This is a genomic window from Brevundimonas sp. GW821-FHT12C05 (genome assembly GCF_058807475.1).
This window is the reverse complement of record NZ_JBXAQS010000002.1, coordinates 290834-308552: the sequence shown is the minus strand read 5'-3', so window position 1 is coordinate 308552 and position 17719 is coordinate 290834. Positions and strand designations below refer to the sequence as shown.

Annotated in this window: 16 protein-coding genes; 4 read left to right on the top strand and 12 right to left on the bottom strand. The window is 69.2% G+C overall.

Annotated elements, in window-relative coordinates; translation table 11 throughout:
* Positions 1-72: 72 nt before the first annotated feature.
* The 6 genes from AC1RRF_RS10825 to AC1RRF_RS10800 all read right to left on the bottom strand — a co-directional run bounded on the left by AC1RRF_RS10825 (position 73) and on the right by AC1RRF_RS10800 (position 3362).
* Positions 73-504 (bottom strand): Fur family transcriptional regulator, encoded by a 432-nt coding sequence (locus AC1RRF_RS10825; protein WP_492834444.1) that lies wholly within the window; start codon positions 502-504, stop codon positions 73-75.
* A gap of 71 nt (positions 505-575) precedes the next feature.
* The gene (locus AC1RRF_RS10820) at positions 576-1013 is read right to left on the bottom strand and encodes a GNAT family N-acetyltransferase (RefSeq protein ID WP_492834443.1); all 438 of its coding nucleotides are present in this window, start codon (positions 1011-1013) and stop codon (positions 576-578) included.
* Positions 1010-1684, bottom strand: a complete 675-nt coding sequence (gene tsaB / locus AC1RRF_RS10815) for a tRNA (adenosine(37)-N6)-threonylcarbamoyltransferase complex dimerization subunit type 1 TsaB (protein ID WP_492834442.1) — start codon at positions 1682-1684, stop codon at positions 1010-1012. Before tsaB ends, AC1RRF_RS10820 begins: the two co-directional genes overlap by 4 nt.
* A gap of 13 nt (positions 1685-1697) precedes the next feature.
* Positions 1698-2078, bottom strand: a complete 381-nt coding sequence (locus AC1RRF_RS10810) for a helix-turn-helix domain-containing protein (protein ID WP_492834441.1) — start codon at positions 2076-2078, stop codon at positions 1698-1700.
* Positions 2079-2144: 66 nt separating this feature from the next.
* A complete protein-coding gene (locus AC1RRF_RS10805) occupies positions 2145-2726 on the bottom strand; it encodes a helix-turn-helix transcriptional regulator (protein ID WP_492834440.1) in 582 nt (193 codons plus the stop codon).
* A 78-nt stretch (positions 2727-2804) separates the two neighbouring features.
* Positions 2805-3362, bottom strand: coding sequence for a NifU family protein (locus AC1RRF_RS10800; RefSeq protein WP_492834439.1), 558 nt, complete (start codon positions 3360-3362; stop codon positions 2805-2807).
* 121 nt (positions 3363-3483) lie between these two features.
* On the opposite strand from AC1RRF_RS10800, the gene AC1RRF_RS10795 reads away from it, so the two are divergent.
* On the top strand, positions 3484-4836 hold the full coding sequence (locus AC1RRF_RS10795; protein ID WP_492834438.1) for a serine hydrolase: 1353 nt from the start codon (positions 3484-3486) through the stop codon (positions 4834-4836).
* Between the two features lie 12 nt (positions 4837-4848).
* On the opposite strand, the gene AC1RRF_RS10790 is transcribed toward AC1RRF_RS10795, so the two are convergent.
* The 3 genes from AC1RRF_RS10790 to AC1RRF_RS10780 form a co-directional block, all read right to left on the bottom strand.
* A complete protein-coding gene (locus AC1RRF_RS10790) occupies positions 4849-5319 on the bottom strand; it encodes a universal stress protein (protein ID WP_492834437.1) in 471 nt (156 codons plus the stop codon).
* 418 nt (positions 5320-5737) lie between these two features.
* On the bottom strand, positions 5738-10603 hold the full coding sequence (locus AC1RRF_RS10785; protein WP_492834436.1) for an NAD-glutamate dehydrogenase: 4866 nt from the start codon (positions 10601-10603) through the stop codon (positions 5738-5740).
* Between the two features lie 375 nt (positions 10604-10978).
* The gene (locus AC1RRF_RS10780) at positions 10979-12106 is read right to left on the bottom strand and encodes an AI-2E family transporter (RefSeq protein WP_492834435.1); all 1128 of its coding nucleotides are present in this window, start codon (positions 12104-12106) and stop codon (positions 10979-10981) included.
* A gap of 97 nt (positions 12107-12203) precedes the next feature.
* On the opposite strand from AC1RRF_RS10780, the gene AC1RRF_RS10775 reads away from it, so the two are divergent.
* Together AC1RRF_RS10775 and AC1RRF_RS10770 are read left to right on the top strand one after the other, a co-directional pair.
* Entirely contained in the window at positions 12204-13778 is a 1575-nt protein-coding gene (locus tag AC1RRF_RS10775; protein WP_492834434.1) for a helicase HerA-like domain-containing protein, read from the top strand.
* A 56-nt stretch (positions 13779-13834) separates the two neighbouring features.
* The gene (locus AC1RRF_RS10770) at positions 13835-14416 is read left to right on the top strand and encodes a hypothetical protein (RefSeq protein ID WP_492834433.1); all 582 of its coding nucleotides are present in this window, start codon (positions 13835-13837) and stop codon (positions 14414-14416) included.
* A 3-nt stretch (positions 14417-14419) separates the two neighbouring features.
* Here the strand turns inward: AC1RRF_RS10770 and AC1RRF_RS10765 are convergent, their stop codons facing one another.
* Both AC1RRF_RS10765 and timA read right to left on the bottom strand, forming a co-directional pair.
* Positions 14420-15562, bottom strand: coding sequence for an MltA domain-containing protein (locus tag AC1RRF_RS10765; RefSeq protein ID WP_492834432.1), 1143 nt, complete (start codon positions 15560-15562; stop codon positions 14420-14422).
* Positions 15563-15564: 2 nt separating this feature from the next.
* Positions 15565-16209, bottom strand: coding sequence for a TIM44-related membrane protein TimA (timA, locus tag AC1RRF_RS10760; protein WP_492834431.1), 645 nt, complete (start codon positions 16207-16209; stop codon positions 15565-15567).
* A gap of 181 nt (positions 16210-16390) precedes the next feature.
* Here timA and secB point away from each other — a divergent pair, with 181 nt between their 5' ends.
* Complete coding sequence (gene secB / locus AC1RRF_RS10755; RefSeq protein WP_492834430.1) at positions 16391-16900, top strand: protein-export chaperone SecB; 510 nt, start codon at positions 16391-16393, stop codon at positions 16898-16900.
* Between the two features lie 94 nt (positions 16901-16994).
* Here secB and dnaQ read toward each other — a convergent pair whose 3' ends face one another.
* On the bottom strand, positions 16995-17717 hold the full coding sequence (gene dnaQ, locus AC1RRF_RS10750) for a DNA polymerase III subunit epsilon (RefSeq protein WP_492834429.1): 723 nt from the start codon (positions 17715-17717) through the stop codon (positions 16995-16997).
* Between the last annotated feature and the right edge of the window lie 2 nt (positions 17718-17719).

Sequence of the window (17719 nt, the reverse complement as noted above, 5' to 3'; positions counted from 1 at the left end):
CTACCGCGCTTCGCGCTACTTGAGCGCGGACGATTCCGGAGCCGCGTGTCGATCGGGCGGCGCCGGACCGTATCAAGCTTCGGATTCGTCGCGGTGGGCGTGGCGCGTGAAGATCAGACCTTCGCGGTTCGACGGTTCGGCGCCTTCGATGGGCGTGCCGTAGAGCTCCAGCTTGTGGCCGATCAGCTTGAAACCGAGGCGTTCGGCGATCTCGGTCTTCAGGCGCTCGATCTCGGCGTCGAAGAATTCGATCACCTCGCCCGAGCGGGTGTCGATCAGGTGGTCGTGGTGATCGTCGCCCGCTTCTTCATAGCGGCTGCGCCCGTCGCCGAAATCGTGCTTCTCGACCACGCCCGCTTCCTCGAACAGGCGCACGGTGCGGTAGACCGTGGCGATCGAGATGTGCGGATCGATGGCCGAGGCGCGGCGGTACAGTTCCTCGACGTCAGGGTGGTCGGCGGCGGCGGAGAGCACCCGCGCGATCACGCGGCGTTGCTCGGTCATTCGCATGCCGCGGTCGGCGCAGAGTTTTTCGATCCGGTCCATGGGATGCGAGAATAGGCGGCGACGGCGGCCTAGGGAAGTCGAACCGGCAAGTTCAGCGACAAAAGCAGGGCGTCGGCGCGCGAACCGTCCGGACGCGAATAATAGGCCGGGCGCCGGCCGGCCTCGACGAAGCCCGCGCGGGCGTAAAGGGCGCGCGCCGGGGCGTTGTCGTCAGCCACTTCCAGGAAGACCCGTTCCGCGCCCCTCTCGCCGGCGGCGGCGACGCCCTCGGCCACCAATTGCGCCCCCTGCCCTCGCCCGCGCGCTTCGGGACGGACCGCCAGGGTCAGGATCTCGGCCTCGTCGGCGACCGCCCGCATGAGGACGAAGCCCTGCGCCGTCTCGGCGACGAAGACGCCCGCCTGGTCCAGCAGGCCGGCGAAGGCGGCGGCGTCCCACGGCGCGTCGAAGGCCGTGGCGTGGAGCGCCGCCAGCCGGTCCGCCCGAGCGTCCGGGTCGCGGGTCATGCGGGGGCCTGAACGCGCGGTTGGCCCGGCAGACGGGTGGGCGGGGTCGCGTCCGGCGCGCGCAGATAGAGCGGCTTGGGCGGCGCGGTCGCAGGATCGAGCCGGGCCGTCAGCCGGGCCAGGGCTTCGGGCGAAGGGCCGGCCAGGTCGAGAACGGTCGCGCCCGGCGCGGCGTCGGCGACCAGCGCCGCGCCGGATCCGACCAGGACCGCGCCGGCGGGGAGCCGGGCCAGCCGTTCGGCGGCCTGTTCCAGCGACAGGGCCTCGGGCGGGCCCTCGGCCGCGCCGTTCCGCCAGACGCGGGCGTAGACCTGGCCCCGACGGGCGTCGATCAGGGCGGCGATGTCGGGCGCATCGGCGGACGCCGCCAATGCATCGAGGGTGGAGACCCCGACCACCGGGCGGCTCAACGCCGCGCCCAGGCCCTGGGCGAAGGCGAGGCCGACACGCAGGCCGGTGAAGGAGCCCGGCCCCACGGTCACGCCGATGCGGTCGACGGCGTCGAAGCCCCCGGCCTGCGCGACCGCATCACGAGCCAGGCCGCCGAGCCGCTCGGAATGGCCCTTGATCATGGCTTCCGAGCGCAGGCCCAGCACCCGCGCCGTCTCGCCGAACTCGAACACTCCAGCGGTGCACAGGCCCAGCGCCGTATCGATGACCAGGACCCTCACGACACGGCTCCGATCAGGAGGCGGGGGCCAGCGCCGCCACGATACGCGCCACCGCCTGCCGCACGCCGCGGTCGGCGATGCGCGGAAAATCGTTCGCCACCGCGCGGCCGTCGATGGTCGCGCTCAGGGCTCGGAGCGTGTCGGTTTCGCCGGTCGACGGACCGTCGATCGGGGGAAAGAAGGCGTCGACCGGTGATCGCAGCACCACCGCCACCCGGTGCAGCCGCGACGCCGAGATGCGGTTCAAGCCGGTCTCGTATTTCTGCACCTGCTGGAAGCTGACCCCGATGCGCTGGGCCAGCGCCGACTGCGACAGGCCCAGGGCCGAACGCCTGAGGCCGATCCGCGCGCCGACATAGGCGTCGATGTGGTCCGGGGCGGCGGTTCGGGCCATGGCGAGTCTCCTGTTCGATACGGAACAGTTTCATCGACACGCCCAAGTTGCAACCAAAAAGTTTCATCAATCATCCAGCCGGGCGATCACGGCGGAGACCGCCCGGGTGTCGGCACGAGGAATACGCTCCTCCGCCGCGAGGCCGCCCGGCCCGCCGCGCACCACCAGGATCTCCCCCTCGGCCCGTTCGTAGAGTCGGACCAGCCGGCGGCCGTCGACCATGTCGATGACACAGCCCTGATCGCGGCGCGGCCAGCGGCCCGGGGCGTACTCCAGGGTCACCCCCGACGCGGCCCAGGGCGCCAGGTCGTCGCTCGACAGTTGCAGACGCCGCGTTCCGGCGGGAGCGGCGGTTTCGAAGGCGCGGGCGCGGCTTTCGACCCCCGACGGCGCCGGGCCTTCGAGGGGTGTGGCGGCAAGGCCGAGCGCCAGGGCTTCGGGCGTGGATTCTATGGCGGCGGTCAGGCGGCGCTGAACGTCGGGGCGGAACAGGCCGGGCCGCTTGCCCGCCTCGTAGAGCCCCCAACCCTGGCTAGTGATCCCCACGCGCCCGCCCGCCTCGGCCTGGCTCAGACCGCGCGCTCGGCGCAAGGCCGCGAGGGCCTCGCCGAGACGTCGGGCGTCGGTGTCGCTTTCAAACCGGGGCATCGCATCAGCATGCCGGATGCCGTCGCGTGTGACGAGAATAAAACTGTTTCGTCGCGCTCAGGGGAGCGAGGCCCGCGGCTAGATCACCTGCTCGACGCGGGTCACTTCGGGCACATAGTGCTTCATCATCTGCTCGACCCCGGCCTTGAGCGTGGCCGAGGAGGACGGGCAGCCGGCGCAGGCGCCGCGCATGCGCAGCGACAGGACCCCGGTCTCCTCGTCGAAGGCGTCGAACAGGATGTCGCCGCCGTCCTGGGCCACGGCCGGGCGGATGCGGCTGTCCAGCAGTTGCTTGATCTCGGCGATGATCTCGGTGTCCTCGCCGTCGGGATCGGCGCTGGAGAAGGCCTCGCCGCGCAGCAGGGGCGCGCCCGAGACGAAATGATCCATGATGGCGGCCAGGATCGGCGCCTTCATCTGGGTCCATTCCAGCCCCTGCGCCTCGCGGGTGACCGAGACGTAGTCGTAGCCGAAGAAGACCCCGGTCACGCCATCGAGCTCGAACAGGGCTTCGGCCAGCGGCGAGGCCGCGGCCTCTTCCCGGTTCACGAAGTCGCGCGGATCGCTCGACACGTCGCGGCCCGGCAGGAACTTCAGGACGTTGGGGTTCGGCGTGGGTTCGGTCTGGATGAACATGGCGCTCAGATGCGCTCTGAGACACCGGGGCGCAAGGTTTCGGGAACTCCAGGCTGATTGACAGGTATTCGCTACATTTGTAGCGTCTCGGGGCTTCGCTGCACCCTCCGAAAGAAACTCCATGTCGAAAATGGCCAGCGCCGCACGACTGATCCTGGCGGGGGCCGCCGTCCTGTCTCTGCCGGCCACCGCCGTGCGCGCCCAGGATGTTGAGCGAATGGATCAGATAATTCGCGCCTCTTCCGAGGCGGGCAAGTTTTCCGGCTCGGTGCTCGTCGCACGCGAGGGCCAGGTGTTGCTTGATCGGGGTTATGGCCTCGCCAACCGCGAGTGGAACCTTCCCAACGACGGCGACACCAAGTTCCGTTTGGCGTCCGTCACCAAACAATTCACGGCCGCCGCCGTCATGATCCTGCACGAACGCGGACAGGTTGATCTGGACGCCCCGGTGAAGACCTGGCTGCCGGACGCTCCGGCCGCGTGGGACGCAGTGACGGTTCGTAGCCTGCTGACCCACACCTCCGGTGTTCCCGACTACACCCGTTTCGATGACTACGAGGCCTTGAAGACCCGCCCCACGACGGTCAACGATCTGATCGGGCGCTTTCGTGACCGTCCCCTGGATTTCCAGCCGGGCGCGGACTGGGCCTATTCCAACTCGGGCTATGTTCTGCTCACCGCCATCATCGAGCGGGCCAGTGATCAATCCTACGCCGACTTCGTCGCTGAAAACCTGTTCCGGCCCTTGGGCATGAATGACAGCGGCTATGACACTCACGCCGCCGTCCTTCCGCGCCGCGCGACCGGCTACACGCCCACCAGGCGTGGCGTGGTCAACGCCGACTATATCGACATGAGCGTCCCTCAGGGCGCCGGAGCGCTGTATTCGACGAGCCACGATCTGCTGAAGTGGGAACAGGGTCTGTTTGGGGGCCGAGTACTGCGCCCAGACTCTCTGGCGACACTGATCACGCCCCACCGCGACAACTACGCCATGGGTCTATCCGTCAAGACCGACGGCGGCGCCACGACCATCGGCCATTCCGGCGGCATCGAGGGCTTCAACACCCATATGGCTTATGATCCCGACCGTCGGCTGGCCGTGATCGTGCTCGGCAATATGAATGGGCCCGCCGCTCAGTTGGGGACGAACTTGATGACCCTGGCGCGCGGCGGGACCGTCGTCCTGAACGAAGAACGGCAGGCGATCTCGGTGGCGCCCGACACATTGCGCACCTACGAAGGCGTCTATGAGCTGACCCCGGATTTCGCCATCACCATCTCGGTGGCGAACGGAAAACTCGAGGCCAAGGGGACCGGCCAGAGCGCACTGGAGATGCAGGCCGAGGCGCCCGACGCCTTCTTCAACCGCGCGATCGATGCCCAGATCACCTTTAATCGGGATTCTTCCGGAACGGTCAGCGGACTGGTCCTCCATCAGGGCGGTGGAGCGATGACCGCTCGGCGGAAATAGCCGTTCTGACGGTCAAGCCAGATCCTCGATGTCGTTCTCGGTCAGTTCGCCGGGGACGATGGTGACGGGCAGTTTGCGGCCGGTGAAGGCGGCCCCCTGCTTGACCACGGCGGCGACCAGCGGGCCGGGACCGCGCCCGCCGTCCCCCGCCGCCAGCACGAGGATCTTGATGTCCGCGTCCTCGCCGACGACCTTGCGAATGCAGGCCTGCGGCTCGCCGCGCTCGATCACCAGCACCGGCGTGGCGCCCGAGCGTTCGGCGGCTTCACCGGCCCAGCGGTTCAGCGAGGCCTCGGCCTCCGTGCGGGTCTGGCGTTCGATCTCGTCGCGAACCCCGGCCCAGTGGGCGTCGGAGGCCGCCGGCGGGATGATCCGCAGCATGACGACGCGGCCGCCGGTCGAGCGAGCCCGCCGCGCCGCATAGCGCAGGGCCGCCTCGAATTCGGGGCTGTCGTCGACGACGACCAGGAACTTGCGTGGCATCAGCCCTCTCCCTCAGCCCGTCACGCTAGCAGATGAGGCCCCAAACCGCGAAGTACAGGCCCGTAGTCAAACCATCTAAATCAACAAGCTGAGCTGAAGCGGCTACGGAATTCCGGCCTGTCCACAATCCGGCGGAACTATCCCCCGCCGCGCATGGCGCCCACATATCGCAGCGGCGAATCAGCGCCCATGATGACGGTGTCGGGCATGCGAAGGGCCCGCCGTGGTCAAGACGGCAGGCCCAATACCTCGCATGTTCGTCTGGCGCACCCTGCGGGGGTGGGGATCGTCTTTAAAGGCGGTCCCCACCTTTCAGAGGGTGCCCCATCACGATGATGGTCGCAACGAACATCGCAACTCGGTACGCCTGATGTTGGATAACTGGCCCAACGATCAACAGGTATAATTCTGACGGTCCTCAGCTTGCTGACGAAGCGATCTCGCGGATGACCGAGTTGGCGATGGTCAGCTTGGCGAAGGTCCAGCCCGAGCCCGAGGCCTCGATCTCGTCGACCGACGCGCGGACGCCCTCGACCGCGCCCTGACGCGGACCGACCCAATCGTCGACCGCCTTCTCGGCCGCCGCCTCGCTGGCCCCGACCGAAACGTTCGAGGCCTTGGCCACGGCGCGGGTCAGGGTCATCTGTTCCGCCATCAGATCCTCGATCAGACGGCGCACGGCCAGCCGGTCGAAATGGTCGGCCGACGGCACGTTTCCGGCCGCCGCGCGCAGGCGGTCGAAGTCGAAGGCCGCGCCGACCTGGTGGTAGAGCATGGCCATGGCCGGCTCCGGCCAGCCGGCCTCGCGGGCCAGGTCGCCGATATCGGCGGTGGCGACCAGAGGGCGCAGCATGGCGAAGTCGCTGGCCATCGCCTCGGAGGCGCCCAGGCCCACGAAGCTCTGCACCCGGGCCTCCAGGCGGCCTTCCTCGAAGCGGCTGAGGACGGAGCCGCCGGCCGAACGCAGGGCGTCGGCGGCGGGACGGTAGGCGGCGATCAGGCCGTCGACGGTCGCGCCCTCGCGGGCGGCCCGCTTGGCCAGCCAGAAGGTCTGGCGGCGCAGGACGGTGGAGATTTCCTGATAGAGGGCGGTCTGGGCCTCGGCCGGGATCTTGCCGTCCAGCGCCGACACCGCGTCCCACGCCTGGTCGAGGCGGAAGATCTGACGGGCCGCCTCGAAGGCGATGACCATGGCCCCAGTGTCGCACTGGGCCGACAGGCGCAGGCGTTCCGGGAACGTCGGGCCGCACATGTTGACGATCTCGTTCGACAGGATGGTCGAGATGATCTCGCGCTTCAGGCGGTGCCGCTGCATGTCGGCTTCGAACTTCGCCAGCGGACCGGGGAAGTAGCGGACCAGGGTCTGTTTGAAGAAGGCGTCGTCGGGCGCGCCCGAGGCGACGATCTCGTCGAACAGCTCAAGCTTGGAATAGGCGGTCAGCACCGCCAGTTCGGGGCGCGACAGCGGCTGGCCGGACGCCTTCATCTCGGCGAGCTTGAGGTCGTCGGGCAGGCCCTCGACCTTGCGGTCCAGCTTACCCTTGGAGCCCAGCCACTGCATGAACCGCTGCTGGGAATCCAGCGCGGCCGCGCCCTCGGCCTGCTGCAGGGTCAGGGCCAGGGTCTGGTCGTAGTTGTGGACCAGCACCTTGAGGCCGACCTCTTCGGTCATCGAGGCCAGAAGGGCGTTGCGGTCCTCCTGCTTCAGCGCGCCCGAGGCGATGGCGGCCCCGGTCAGGATCTTGATGTTGACCTCATGGTCGGAGCTGTCGACGCCGGCGGAGTTGTCGATGGCGTCGGTGTTGATCCGGCCGCCCGAGCGGGCGAAGGCGATGCGGCCGGCCTGGGTCAGGCCCAGGTTGGCGCCTTCGCCGATGACCTTGGCCCGAACCTCGGCGCCGTCGATGCGGATGGCGTCATTGGCCTTGTCGCCGACCTGGGCGTCGGTCTCGTTCGGCGCCTTCACATAGGTGCCGATGCCGCCGAAATAGAGCAGCTCGGCCGGGGCCTTGAGGATAGCCTTCATCAGGGCCGCCGGATCCAGGACGTCTTCCTGGATGTCGAGCGCGGCCTTGATCTCAGGGGTCAGCTCGATCGACTTGGCCGAGCGCGGGAAGATGCCGCCGCCGGCCGAGATCTTGGACGTGTCGTAGTCCTGCCAGGACGAGCGCGGGACCTTGAACATGCGGTCGCGCTCGATCCACGAGCTCGCGGGGTCGGGGTTCGGATCGATGAAGATGTCGCGGTGGTCGAAGGCGGCGACCAGCTTGATCGCCTTGGACAGCAGCATGCCGTTGCCGAACACGTCGCCCGACATGTCGCCGACGCCGACCACGGTGAAGGGCTCGGACTGGATGTCCTTACCCTCTTCGCGGAAGTGCCGCTTCACGGCCTCCCAGGCGCCGCGAGCGGTGATGCCCATGACCTTGTGGTCGTAACCGACCGAGCCCCCGGAGGCGAAGGCGTCGTCCAGCCAGAAGCCGTACGAGGCCGAGACGCCGTTGGCGATGTCCGAGAAGGTCGCCGTGCCCTTGTCGGCGGCCACGACCAGATAGGGGTCGTCCCCTTCCCAGCGCACCACGGCGGCGGGCGGGACGACGGAGCCGTCCTTGGCGATGTTGTCGGTGACGTCGAGCAGACCGGACAGGAAGGTCTTGTAGGCGCGGATGGCCTCGCCCTGCTGGGCGTCGCGGTCGCCGCCGGCGCGGACGATCTCGGCCAGCTTCTTCGGGAAGAAGCCGCCCTTGGAGCCGACGGGCACGATGACGGCGTTCTTGACCTGCTGGGCCTTCACCAGGCCCAGGACCTCGGTGCGGAAATCGTCGCGGCGGTCCGACCAGCGCAGGCCGCCCCGGGCGACCGGGCCGAAGCGCAGGTGCACGCCCTCGATGTAGGGCGCCCAGACGAAGATCTCGCGGAACGGCTTGGGCAGGGGCAGGTCGACCAGTTCGCGCGAGGCGATCTTGATCGAGATATAGGGCTTGGACTGACCGTCCGGACCGGGCTGGTAGTAGTTGGTCCGCTTGATCGCCTGGACCAGCAGCGACAGGCGGCGCAGCGCCTTGTCGTGGTCTAGGCTCTTCACGTCCTGCAGCAGGTCGTTGATGTGGGCGGCCAGATCGGCGACCGCCGTCTCGCGGGCCGCCGCGTCGCCGCCCGCGGCCGGGCTGAATTTGGCGTCGAACAGGGCCAGGATGGCGCGGGCCACCGCCGGATAGTCGCGCAGGGCCTCTTCCTGAACCGCCTGCGACGGATCCAGGCCGGTCTGCTGGCGATAGCGGGCCAGGGTGCGGATCAGGGCCGCGTCGCGCCAGCCCACGCCCAGTTCGAGCACCAGGCGGTTGAAGCCGTCGCTCTCGGTGCGGCCGTTCCAGACGGCGGCGAAGGCGGACTCGAACGGGTCCTTGACCGTGTCGAAGCTGAGGTCGCCGCCGCGCGGGTCCTCAAGCAGGAATTCGTGCACGTGGATCTCGGTGTCGCCCGAGGGCTTGAGGGCATAGCCCCACTCCTCGAGCGTCTTCAGACCCATGTCCGCCAGGATGGGCAGGACGTCGGACAACGGCACGGCCGCGCCGCGACGGTACAGCTTGAAACGGAAGTTCAGAGGGCCGTCGCGGCCGGTGCGGAAGGCGCGCACGGCCACAGGTTCCCCGGCGCCGACCTCGCCCGAGGCGTTGAGCGTGTCGATGGCCTGGTAGTCGGCGACGGCCTCGGCCGCGTCATAGCGGTCGCGATAGCCGGCCCCGAAGGCGTCGGCCCAGCGGGCGCTGACCGGCCCGACCGAGACCTCTTCCACGTCGGCGGCGCGCAGGGCGCTTTCGAAACGGTCGATCCAGCTGCGGCCGGCCTCGGCGACCTCGGCGTCCAGCGCGGCCTGGTCCGGGCACGGATGGTCGCCGGGGGTCACGCCGATGATGTAGTGGATGCGGACCAGCGGCTGGTCCGACAGCTGCGGATACCAGGCGGACAGGCGGCCGCCCCAGGCGCGGGCCAGGATGGCGCCGATCCGTTCACGGACCGAGGCGTCGAAACGCTCGCGCGGGATGAAGGCCAGGACCGAGACGAAACGGTCGAACGGATCCTTGCGGGTGAAGGTCTTGATCCGCGGGCGGTCATGCAGGTGCAGGATGCCCAGGGCGATGTCGAGCAGCTCGTCCTCGGTGATCTGGAAGAGCTCGTCGCGCGGATAGTTTTCCAGAATGTTCTTCAGCCGTTTGTAGCTGTGCGTGCCTTCCAGCTTGCCCGCGCGGGCAAGCGCATTGGCGACCTTGCGGCGGATCAGCGGCACTTCCGACGCGGCCTTGTCATAGGCCTCGGCGGTGAACAGGCCGACGAAGCGGGTCTCGCCCGAGGGACGTCCGTCGGCGCCGAAACGCTTGACCCCGACATAGTCCATGTAGGCCCGGCGATGGACGCGCGAACGGACGTTGGCCTTGGCGACGGTGACCGGCTCGGACAGGTCCAGCTGGCGCTTCATCTGCTTGGTCAGAACGGCCGGTTCGGAGGCGCGGCGCAACACGGTGCGCTCGGGATCCGCCAGCACGCCCAGGCCGACGCCCGACTGGGACAGAGGAGCCTCGGCCTCGTACTCGCCGTTCTTGCCGCGCGGATAGTCGTAGTCGCGGGCGCCGAGGAAGACGAAGTGATCCGACGCCAGCCAGCGCAGGAATTCCAGGTTCTCGGCCAGAACCTCGGCGTCGACGCCCGGAGGCGAGGTTTCGAGGTGGGCGATCGAACGGCTGATCAGGTCGTTCATGGCGCCGTGATCGGTCACGGCCGAACGCACATCGGCCAGGGTCTGGGCCATGGCCTCGCCCAGGGCGTCGCGGCGCTCCTGCGGCAGGGCGTCGATGACGACGATGATCACCGAGACGCGGCCGGTCGGCCCCTCGACGATCGGGTGGAACATCGAACGGACGGTGACGCCGGCCTCGGCCAGCTCGCCCATGACGCTGTCGACCAGGAACGGCTTGTCGTTCTGGATGATGGTCAGGACGTCATAGCCGGAGATCGCGCCCTTGGCGCCGGTGTGCGGACCGACGCTGATGCGGGCCGGAGCCGCCGGATCGTGTTCGGCGACCGAACGCCACACCGTGGCCAGCAGGGCGGCGAGATCCGCGCCGTCCAGTTCCGGCGTCTCGTCGGCGGCGTAGTCTTCCAGCACCTGGGACAGGTAGGCCTTCTCGGCCGGGCCGGGCGGATGGCCGTTCGCGGCTGCGAAATTCGCCTCCAGCGCCTCCAGGTTGATCGCCTGAGGGAGCGTGGGGGCGGTGGCGCCGGACATGGACAGGTCTCGTATGGCGCGGCCCGGGCGGGCCGCCGGTTCAGAAGGCAGACTAGACCGCTCCCGCGCGGGGGCAAGGTCCGGTCAGTCGGGCGGTCCTAGGCCAGCCTGACGGCAGCGTGAACCCCCAAAAACGGCGGCGCCGGTCCTTTGCGGAGGCCGGCGCCGGTTATCGGCGATCAGTCAGAGGCGGATACGCCCTCCGGAAACGACAAGGCCGCCGAACTTGCGTTCGGCGGCCTGCTTCGGATCGGCGCCCAGGAGGGGGAGGGTTGGCGCCGATCGCTTCAACCGCGGGCTTGGGGGGGAGGGGGGCCCGCGGCGACAGAGGGGAGATAGGCGCCGCTTGTGACCAATCAAGGGCGCCCCGGCCCGTCATTCGTCCTTTATCTGCGGCGGGTTGACGCGGCGCCGTTTCGGCTTGCCGACCGGCCCTTCGGTCTCGGCGTAGGGCTCGCCGTCGCCGGACAGCAGGATGGCCATCCAGCGCGATCCCCTGAACTCGGCCAGGATGGCCATGGCCATCACCGCCAGCGGCGTGGACAGGAACATGCCGACCACGCCCCAGACCTTGCCCCAGAAGGCCAGGGCCAGCAGCACCACCACCGGATCGATGTTGGAGTTGTCGCCCTGCATGCGCGGCTGGATGAAGTTGCCGCTGATGAACAGGATCGCCTGCAGCCCGACCAGCAGCACGCCGGCCTGCCAGTAGGTCTCGAACTGCACCAGGGCGAACAGGGGCGGGACCAGGCCGGCGACGGCGCCGCCCAGCACGGGAATGAAGCAGACGATGAAGATCACGAAGGTCCAGAACTCGGCGTTCTGGAGACCGACGATCCGCATCAGCACCCAGGCGGCGGCGCAGATCATCGCCCCCGTCACGGTCTGGACCCAGATATAGCCCTCGACCCCGCCACGCACCCGCTGGAACACTTCCAGCGCCTCGCCACGAGCGGTGCGATCAGGGAACAGACCGATGATCTTGCGACGGAAGCCCGCCTGCGACGCCAGCAGGAAAGCCAGGTAGATCATCACGAAGAGCGACCCGCTCAGCACGCCCTGGGCCTGCATCGCGGCGCTGGTCAGATAGCTGCGCACATCGAGCTGGGCCAGGAGCTGCGCGGCCGTCGGCGCCGTATCGACGTTGAACAGCTGCGCCCCGTCCTTGAGGATCTGGTCGATGCGCGGGCCGATACGCGTCGTGACGCCGCTGGCTTCCGAGAAGAAGCCCGCCGCGCCGTTCACGATGAAGGCGATGGAGGCGAAAAAGATCACCACGATGAAGATCAGCGCGGTGACGCCGGCGAAGCGGTTCGGAATAGCGGTCCGGTCCTCGATGAACCGCTTCACCCCGTCGATCATGATCAACAGGAAGATGGCCATGGCCAGGGGCGTGAGGATGTCGGCCAGCCAGTAAACCACCGCGCCCACGGCGACCACGGCGAGGGCCACGAGGGCGTTGCGCGCCACGGTCGAGGTCGGAAGGGTGATCGGCGGCTTCATCGGCATATGGTCAAGGTCTCGCGAGGCGGCGTCAATCGCCCTTGAACCGCGGCGCGTGCGGGTGGAGCATGAGCGCGCCCCTCAATGCGGAGTTCCCATGACCGATACCGGCGTCTTCCTCGGCCAGTCCTCGCAGGACGGAACCGACAAGCCCGAAATCCTGCTCTATGGCCGCGCCAACCGGCACGGAGTGGTGGCCGGCGCCACCGGCACCGGCAAGACGGTGACCCTGCAGATCATGGCCCAGGGTTTTTCCGACGCCGGGGTGCCGGTCTTCTGCGCCGACGTGAAGGGCGATCTGTCGGGCATCGCCCTGCCCGGGTCGCCCAACGAGAAGCTGTTGGCGCGGGCCGCGAGCATGGGGCTGACGCTCAATCCGAAGGCCGCCCCGGTGGTCTTCTGGGATCTGTACGGCGAGAAGGGCCACCCGATCCGCACCACCGTCAGCGAGATCGGGCCGCTGCTGCTGGCCCGCATGCTGAACCTCAACGACGTGCAGGAGGGCGTGCTGTCGGTGGTCTTCCACGTGGCCGACGCCGAGGGCCTGCTGCTGCTCGACCTGGACGACCTGCGCGCCATGTTGGTCTATGTCGGGGAGAACGCCGAACGGATCGGCCGCGAGGTCGGCAATGTCGCCCCCGCCTCCATCGCCTCCATCCAGCGCGCCCTTCTCCAGCTCGAACAACAGGGCGGCAAGGCCTTCTTCGGCGAGCCCGCGCTGAAGCTGGAGGACATGATGCGCACCGGCCTGGACGGCCGGGGCCAGGTCAATGTGCTGGACGCGACCAAGCTGATGAACAGCCCGCGCCTGTACGCGGCCTTCCTGCTGTGGCTGCTGTCCGAACTGTTCGAGCAGCTGCCCGAGGTCGGCGATCCCGAGAAGCCGCGGCTGGTCTTCTTCTTCGACGAGGCCCACCTGCTGTTCAACGATACGCCGGACGCCCTGCGCGAGAAGGTCGAACAGGTCGTGCGCCTGATCCGCTCCAAGGGCGTGGGCGTCTATTTCGTCACCCAGAACCCGGCGGATATCCCCGACAGCGTCCTGGCCCAGCTGGGCAACCGTATCCAGCACGCCCTGCGCGCCTACACCCCGTCCGAGCAGAAGGGATTGAAGGCCGCGTCGGAAAGCTTCCGGCCCAATCCCGCCTTCGACACCGCCGAGGCCATCCAGGGTCTGGGCGTGGGCGAGGCCCTGGTCTCGACCCTGGACGAGAAGGGGGCGCCGAACATCGTCGGCCGCACCGCCATCCGTCCGCCCGACAGCCGCCTGGGCCCGGCCACCGACGCCGAACGGGCGCAGGTCATGGCCGCCAGCCCGGTGCGCGGGCTCTATGACACGGTGGTGGACCGCGAGTCCGCCGAGGAAATCCTCGCCGCCCGCCGGGGCGAGGCCGACCACGCCGCCGCCGAAGCCAAGCTGGCCGAGGCCCGCGCCAAGGCCGACGCGGTCGCCGCCAAGGACGCCGAGAAGGCCGCCGCCGCCCGCGAGAAGGAGCAGGCCCGCCAGCAGGCGCAGTATGAGCGCGAAGCCGCCCGCAGCCGCGCGCCGGCCCGTCGCTCAACCCGCGAGACCCCGATCGAGGCGGCGACCAAGTCGGTGTTGCGCACGGCGGGCTCGACGATCACGCGGGAACTGCTTCGCGGCCTGCTGGGCGGATTGAAGCGGCGATAGGCCGTTCACCATTCCGGTAGACGGGTTCTTTCCGCGTGCGGCCCCACAAGGGCGGCATGCGGGAGAAACTCATGCTCGAGGCGCGGCCGTACAAATGGCTCTGGATGCCGGCGACCTGGCTGATGACGCTGCTTTTGCCGGCATTCATCGTGGCCTTCGCCTCCGCCTTCCATCTGATCGATGAAGCCGCCTTCAGGCAGGCCGGACCGGCCCTGATCGGGCTGACTCCGCTGATCGGCGCCATGGGCCTGTTCAACGCGGCCGTCGCCGCGAAGGCCGGCAAGCTGACCCGGCTCGGCGTCATCGGCATCTTCTGCGGCGCGGGCCTGTCCCTCGGCGCCGGGATCATTCTGTTCCTGGGCCTGATGGGCCTGTTCTTCGCGATCCTGTTCGGCCGCTCGGCGGGGACGGATGCGGGAACCACGACGGTGCAGTTCGTCAAGGCCATGGTCCAGCAGTATCCGGGCATGGGCATGACCGTCGTCTTCGGGATGTTCTCCGGGGCCGTGGTCGGCGCGGTCGCCGCCTTCACGGCCTTCCGGCGCCGCACGGACCCGGAGCCTCTGGCGAAAGAAGAGGCCAGCTGGACCGCCGACCCGCCTGCGGGCGTTCCCTCGTTCGGCCAGCGCCGCCGCTGACGGTCAGGGGCGCGGGATCAGCCGCCACATCCGGAGCGGATGCCTGACCGCGCCCGCTTCCGCGCCGGCCGCGTCGCCCCGGCCCATGTAGAGGTCGGCGCGGACCGGGCCGCGGATGGCTGAGCCGGTGTCCAGCGCCACCACCAGCCCCTGATAACTGCCGCGCGCACCGGCCAGATTGCCGCCGTCGGCGCTGATCCAGACCAGGTCGCCGTAGCGCCAATGGGCCGGATCGACCGCGATGGCGCGGCGGGCGGGCAGGGGAACGCCCGCCGCGCCGGCGGGATCGCCGCCGTCGTCCGGGTCCAGCTTGAAGAAGATGTAGCGTGGGTTCAGCGCCATCACCGCCTGGGCCTCGGGCCCGCGATGGGCGGCCAGCCAGGCGCGGATGGCCTCGCCCGAGGTTCCGTTCTGCGGCAGCAGGCCTTGCTGCGCCATCGGACGGGCGATGCCGACGAAAGTCTGGCCGTTGTCGGCGGCGTAGGCCGCGCGGGCCTTGGACCCATCCTCGAAGGTCAGATAGCCCGAGCCCTGGATCTGCATGAAGAACAGGTCCTCAGCCCGCATCCAGGCCAGGGTCTCCGTCGGCGGCGCGGCCTCGATCTCGGCGCGGGGCGGCAGGGTCTGGCCCCGGCGCCAACCCGTGGGCGCGGCCAGTACCGGCATGTCGAAGTCGGCGTCCCGCGCATGGCGGGCGGCGTATTCCGGCGCGAAATAAGAGGTGAGCAGGCCCGGACGTCCGTCGGCGGTTTCGGCCGGAACGACGGTGAAGCCGGTCTCGAAGAAGGCGCGGGCCATGGAAGGCGTCACGGGCCGCGAGGTCTGGCGGATGTGCATGGCCCGGTCGCACTGGACGCGGGCGGCGGCGTCCCGGGCGGCGCGGCACCCATCGGCCCAGGCGTTGAAGGCCGACAGATGGTCTTCCTCGTCCCAGCCGGGCAGGGTCGCGGGACTTACGCCGCGCGGCGGTTCCGGACGCGGCGTCGGCCGGGGTTCAGGCAGTTGGGGCCGGGACGGCGCGGGGCCGCCGTCGGGTAGGGGTCTGGGGGCGACGACGGGCGGACGGGTCGCGCAAGCGGCGAGCAGGGACACCAACAGGGCGGCGGCCACCACGCCCCGCATCCGCACGGCGCGCCCGCGCTGCACGGTCAGGCCTCGGCGGGTCCGGTGCGGGCCAGCACCCAGTTGGGGTCGCTGGCGCCGAGCGTGCGTTCGAAGGTCCAGACCTCCGCGACCCGACGCTCCTCGATCTGCGGCTCGGCGGCCGAATCCACGAGCTTCACCGTGTCGCGCAGTTCGGCCAGGAAACGGACCTTGGCGATGGCGCGGTTGTCCTCGGCGGTGGCCAGTTCCAGGTCGGCGCGGGCCGGATGGATGAAATCGACCGTCGTGGTCTCTCCCCGGGCTTCGCGGGCGGCGATGCCGGCCTCGAAGGATTCCATGACCTTGGCGGTCAACAGGGGCTTGAGAGTGTCCCGGTCGCCGGCGGCGTAGGCGCGCACGATGGTCTCGTGCGCCTGGCGGGCGCCCTCGAGGAAGCGGACGGGATCAAAGGCCGGATCGCGGGCCTTGAGACCGGCGATGGAGGCCAGGGTCACGGCGTCCAGCACGCCCGGACGGTTCGCGCCCGCTTCTCCCTGGGGCGCGGCGGCCGGCGCCGGCGGCTGGGCGCGGGCGTCTTCTTCCGGCTGACGGCCGACCTTCTTGCCCAGCACATTGTAGAGCTGGAACAGCACGAAGGCCGCGATGACGGCGAAGATGACGATCTGGACCTGAACCGGCGGCACGGGCAATCCTTGAAGGGCGCCCCGGGGGACGGGCGCATGAAACGACGATTAGGGGGTCATATAGGGGCGCGCAAGGCGCGCCGCCCTACCGGTTGGGCGAGCGTCGTTGCCGCAGGGGGGCTCTCATGCTAGTCGCCGCGCCTTCCGGACAGTCGTCCGACCCACCTTCCAGACAGAACTTCCACCCATGACCGACGCTGCTCCGCCCGCCGACGCCAACCCCGCCGAGACCAACGGCCAGCCGCCCATGGGCCCGGGTTTCCGCATCGTCGCCCAGTATGTGAAGGATCTGTCCTTCGAGAACCCGAAGGCGCCGGACAGCCTGCGCATCGACGGCAAGCCGGCGATCGACATGGGCGTCGAGATGAACGCCCAGGGCCGCCAGGACGGTCTGTTCGAAGTCGAGCTGCGCCTGTCGATCAAGGCCACCACCGACGCCATGACCGTGTTCAACGTCGAACTGCAATACGGCGGCCTGTTCGCCCTGCAGGGCGTGGCCGAGCAGGACATCGAGCCGCTGCTGCTGATCGAATGCCCGCGCTACCTGTTCCCGTTCGCCCGCGAGATCATCGCCCGCGCGACCTCGGACGGCGGCTTCTATCCGCCCTTCATGCTGGACCCGATCGACTTCGCGTCCATCTACGTCGCCCGCCAGCAGCAGATCGCCCGCGGCCCGGCCGACAGCGGCCAGGCGTAATCGACGAACCTATCGGGAGGGGCGGGTCCCGCCCGTCCTCAAGCAGCAGGCGACCGCGTCGCCTGCGATAGGGCGCTAAAAATGGAGGCGTTCGTCAGGCGGCGGACGCCTTTTCCACGTCCAGTCCATAGGCTTCCCACAGGGACTGGTCCTTCAGGGTCGCCTTGAGGAAGGCCAGGTGGGCGGCGCGTTCCTCGGGCGTCGAGCGCGGCTCCAGCGGACGCGGGCGGGCGCCGTGGGCGGCGACGGCCACCGGACCGCCGGCGACGGTGACCCGGGCCGACGACAGGTCCAGCCGGCGTTCCTTGCCACCGCGCAGCTCCAGATAGACCTCGGCCAGCAGGCGGGCGTCGATCAGGGCGCCGTGGAAGGTCCGGTCGGCCAGGCTGACCTTGAAGCGCTTGCACAGGGCGTCCAGCGAGTTGGGCATGCCCGGGAATTTCTTCTGGGCCAGCTGGAGGGTGTCGATCCAGCGGGTCTCCTCGATCAGCGGATGGCCGCAGCGATTGTACTCGTGGTCGATGAAGTTGCGGTCGAACTGGGCGTTGTGGGCGATCACCGGCGCGTCGCCGATGAAGGCGGCCAGATCGGCGACGATCTGGGCGAATTTCGGCGCGTCCTTGACCTTGTCATCGGTGATGCCGTGCACCCGGATGGCGTCCGGCGGGATCAGCCGCTCAGGGTTCACCAGGGTGTGGTAGGTCCGGCCGGTCGGCAGCAGATCCATGATCTCGATGCAGCCGACCTCGATCAGCCGGTCGCCCGTCCTCGGATCAAAGCCGGTGGTTTCGGTGTCGAGAACGATTTCGCGGGACATGA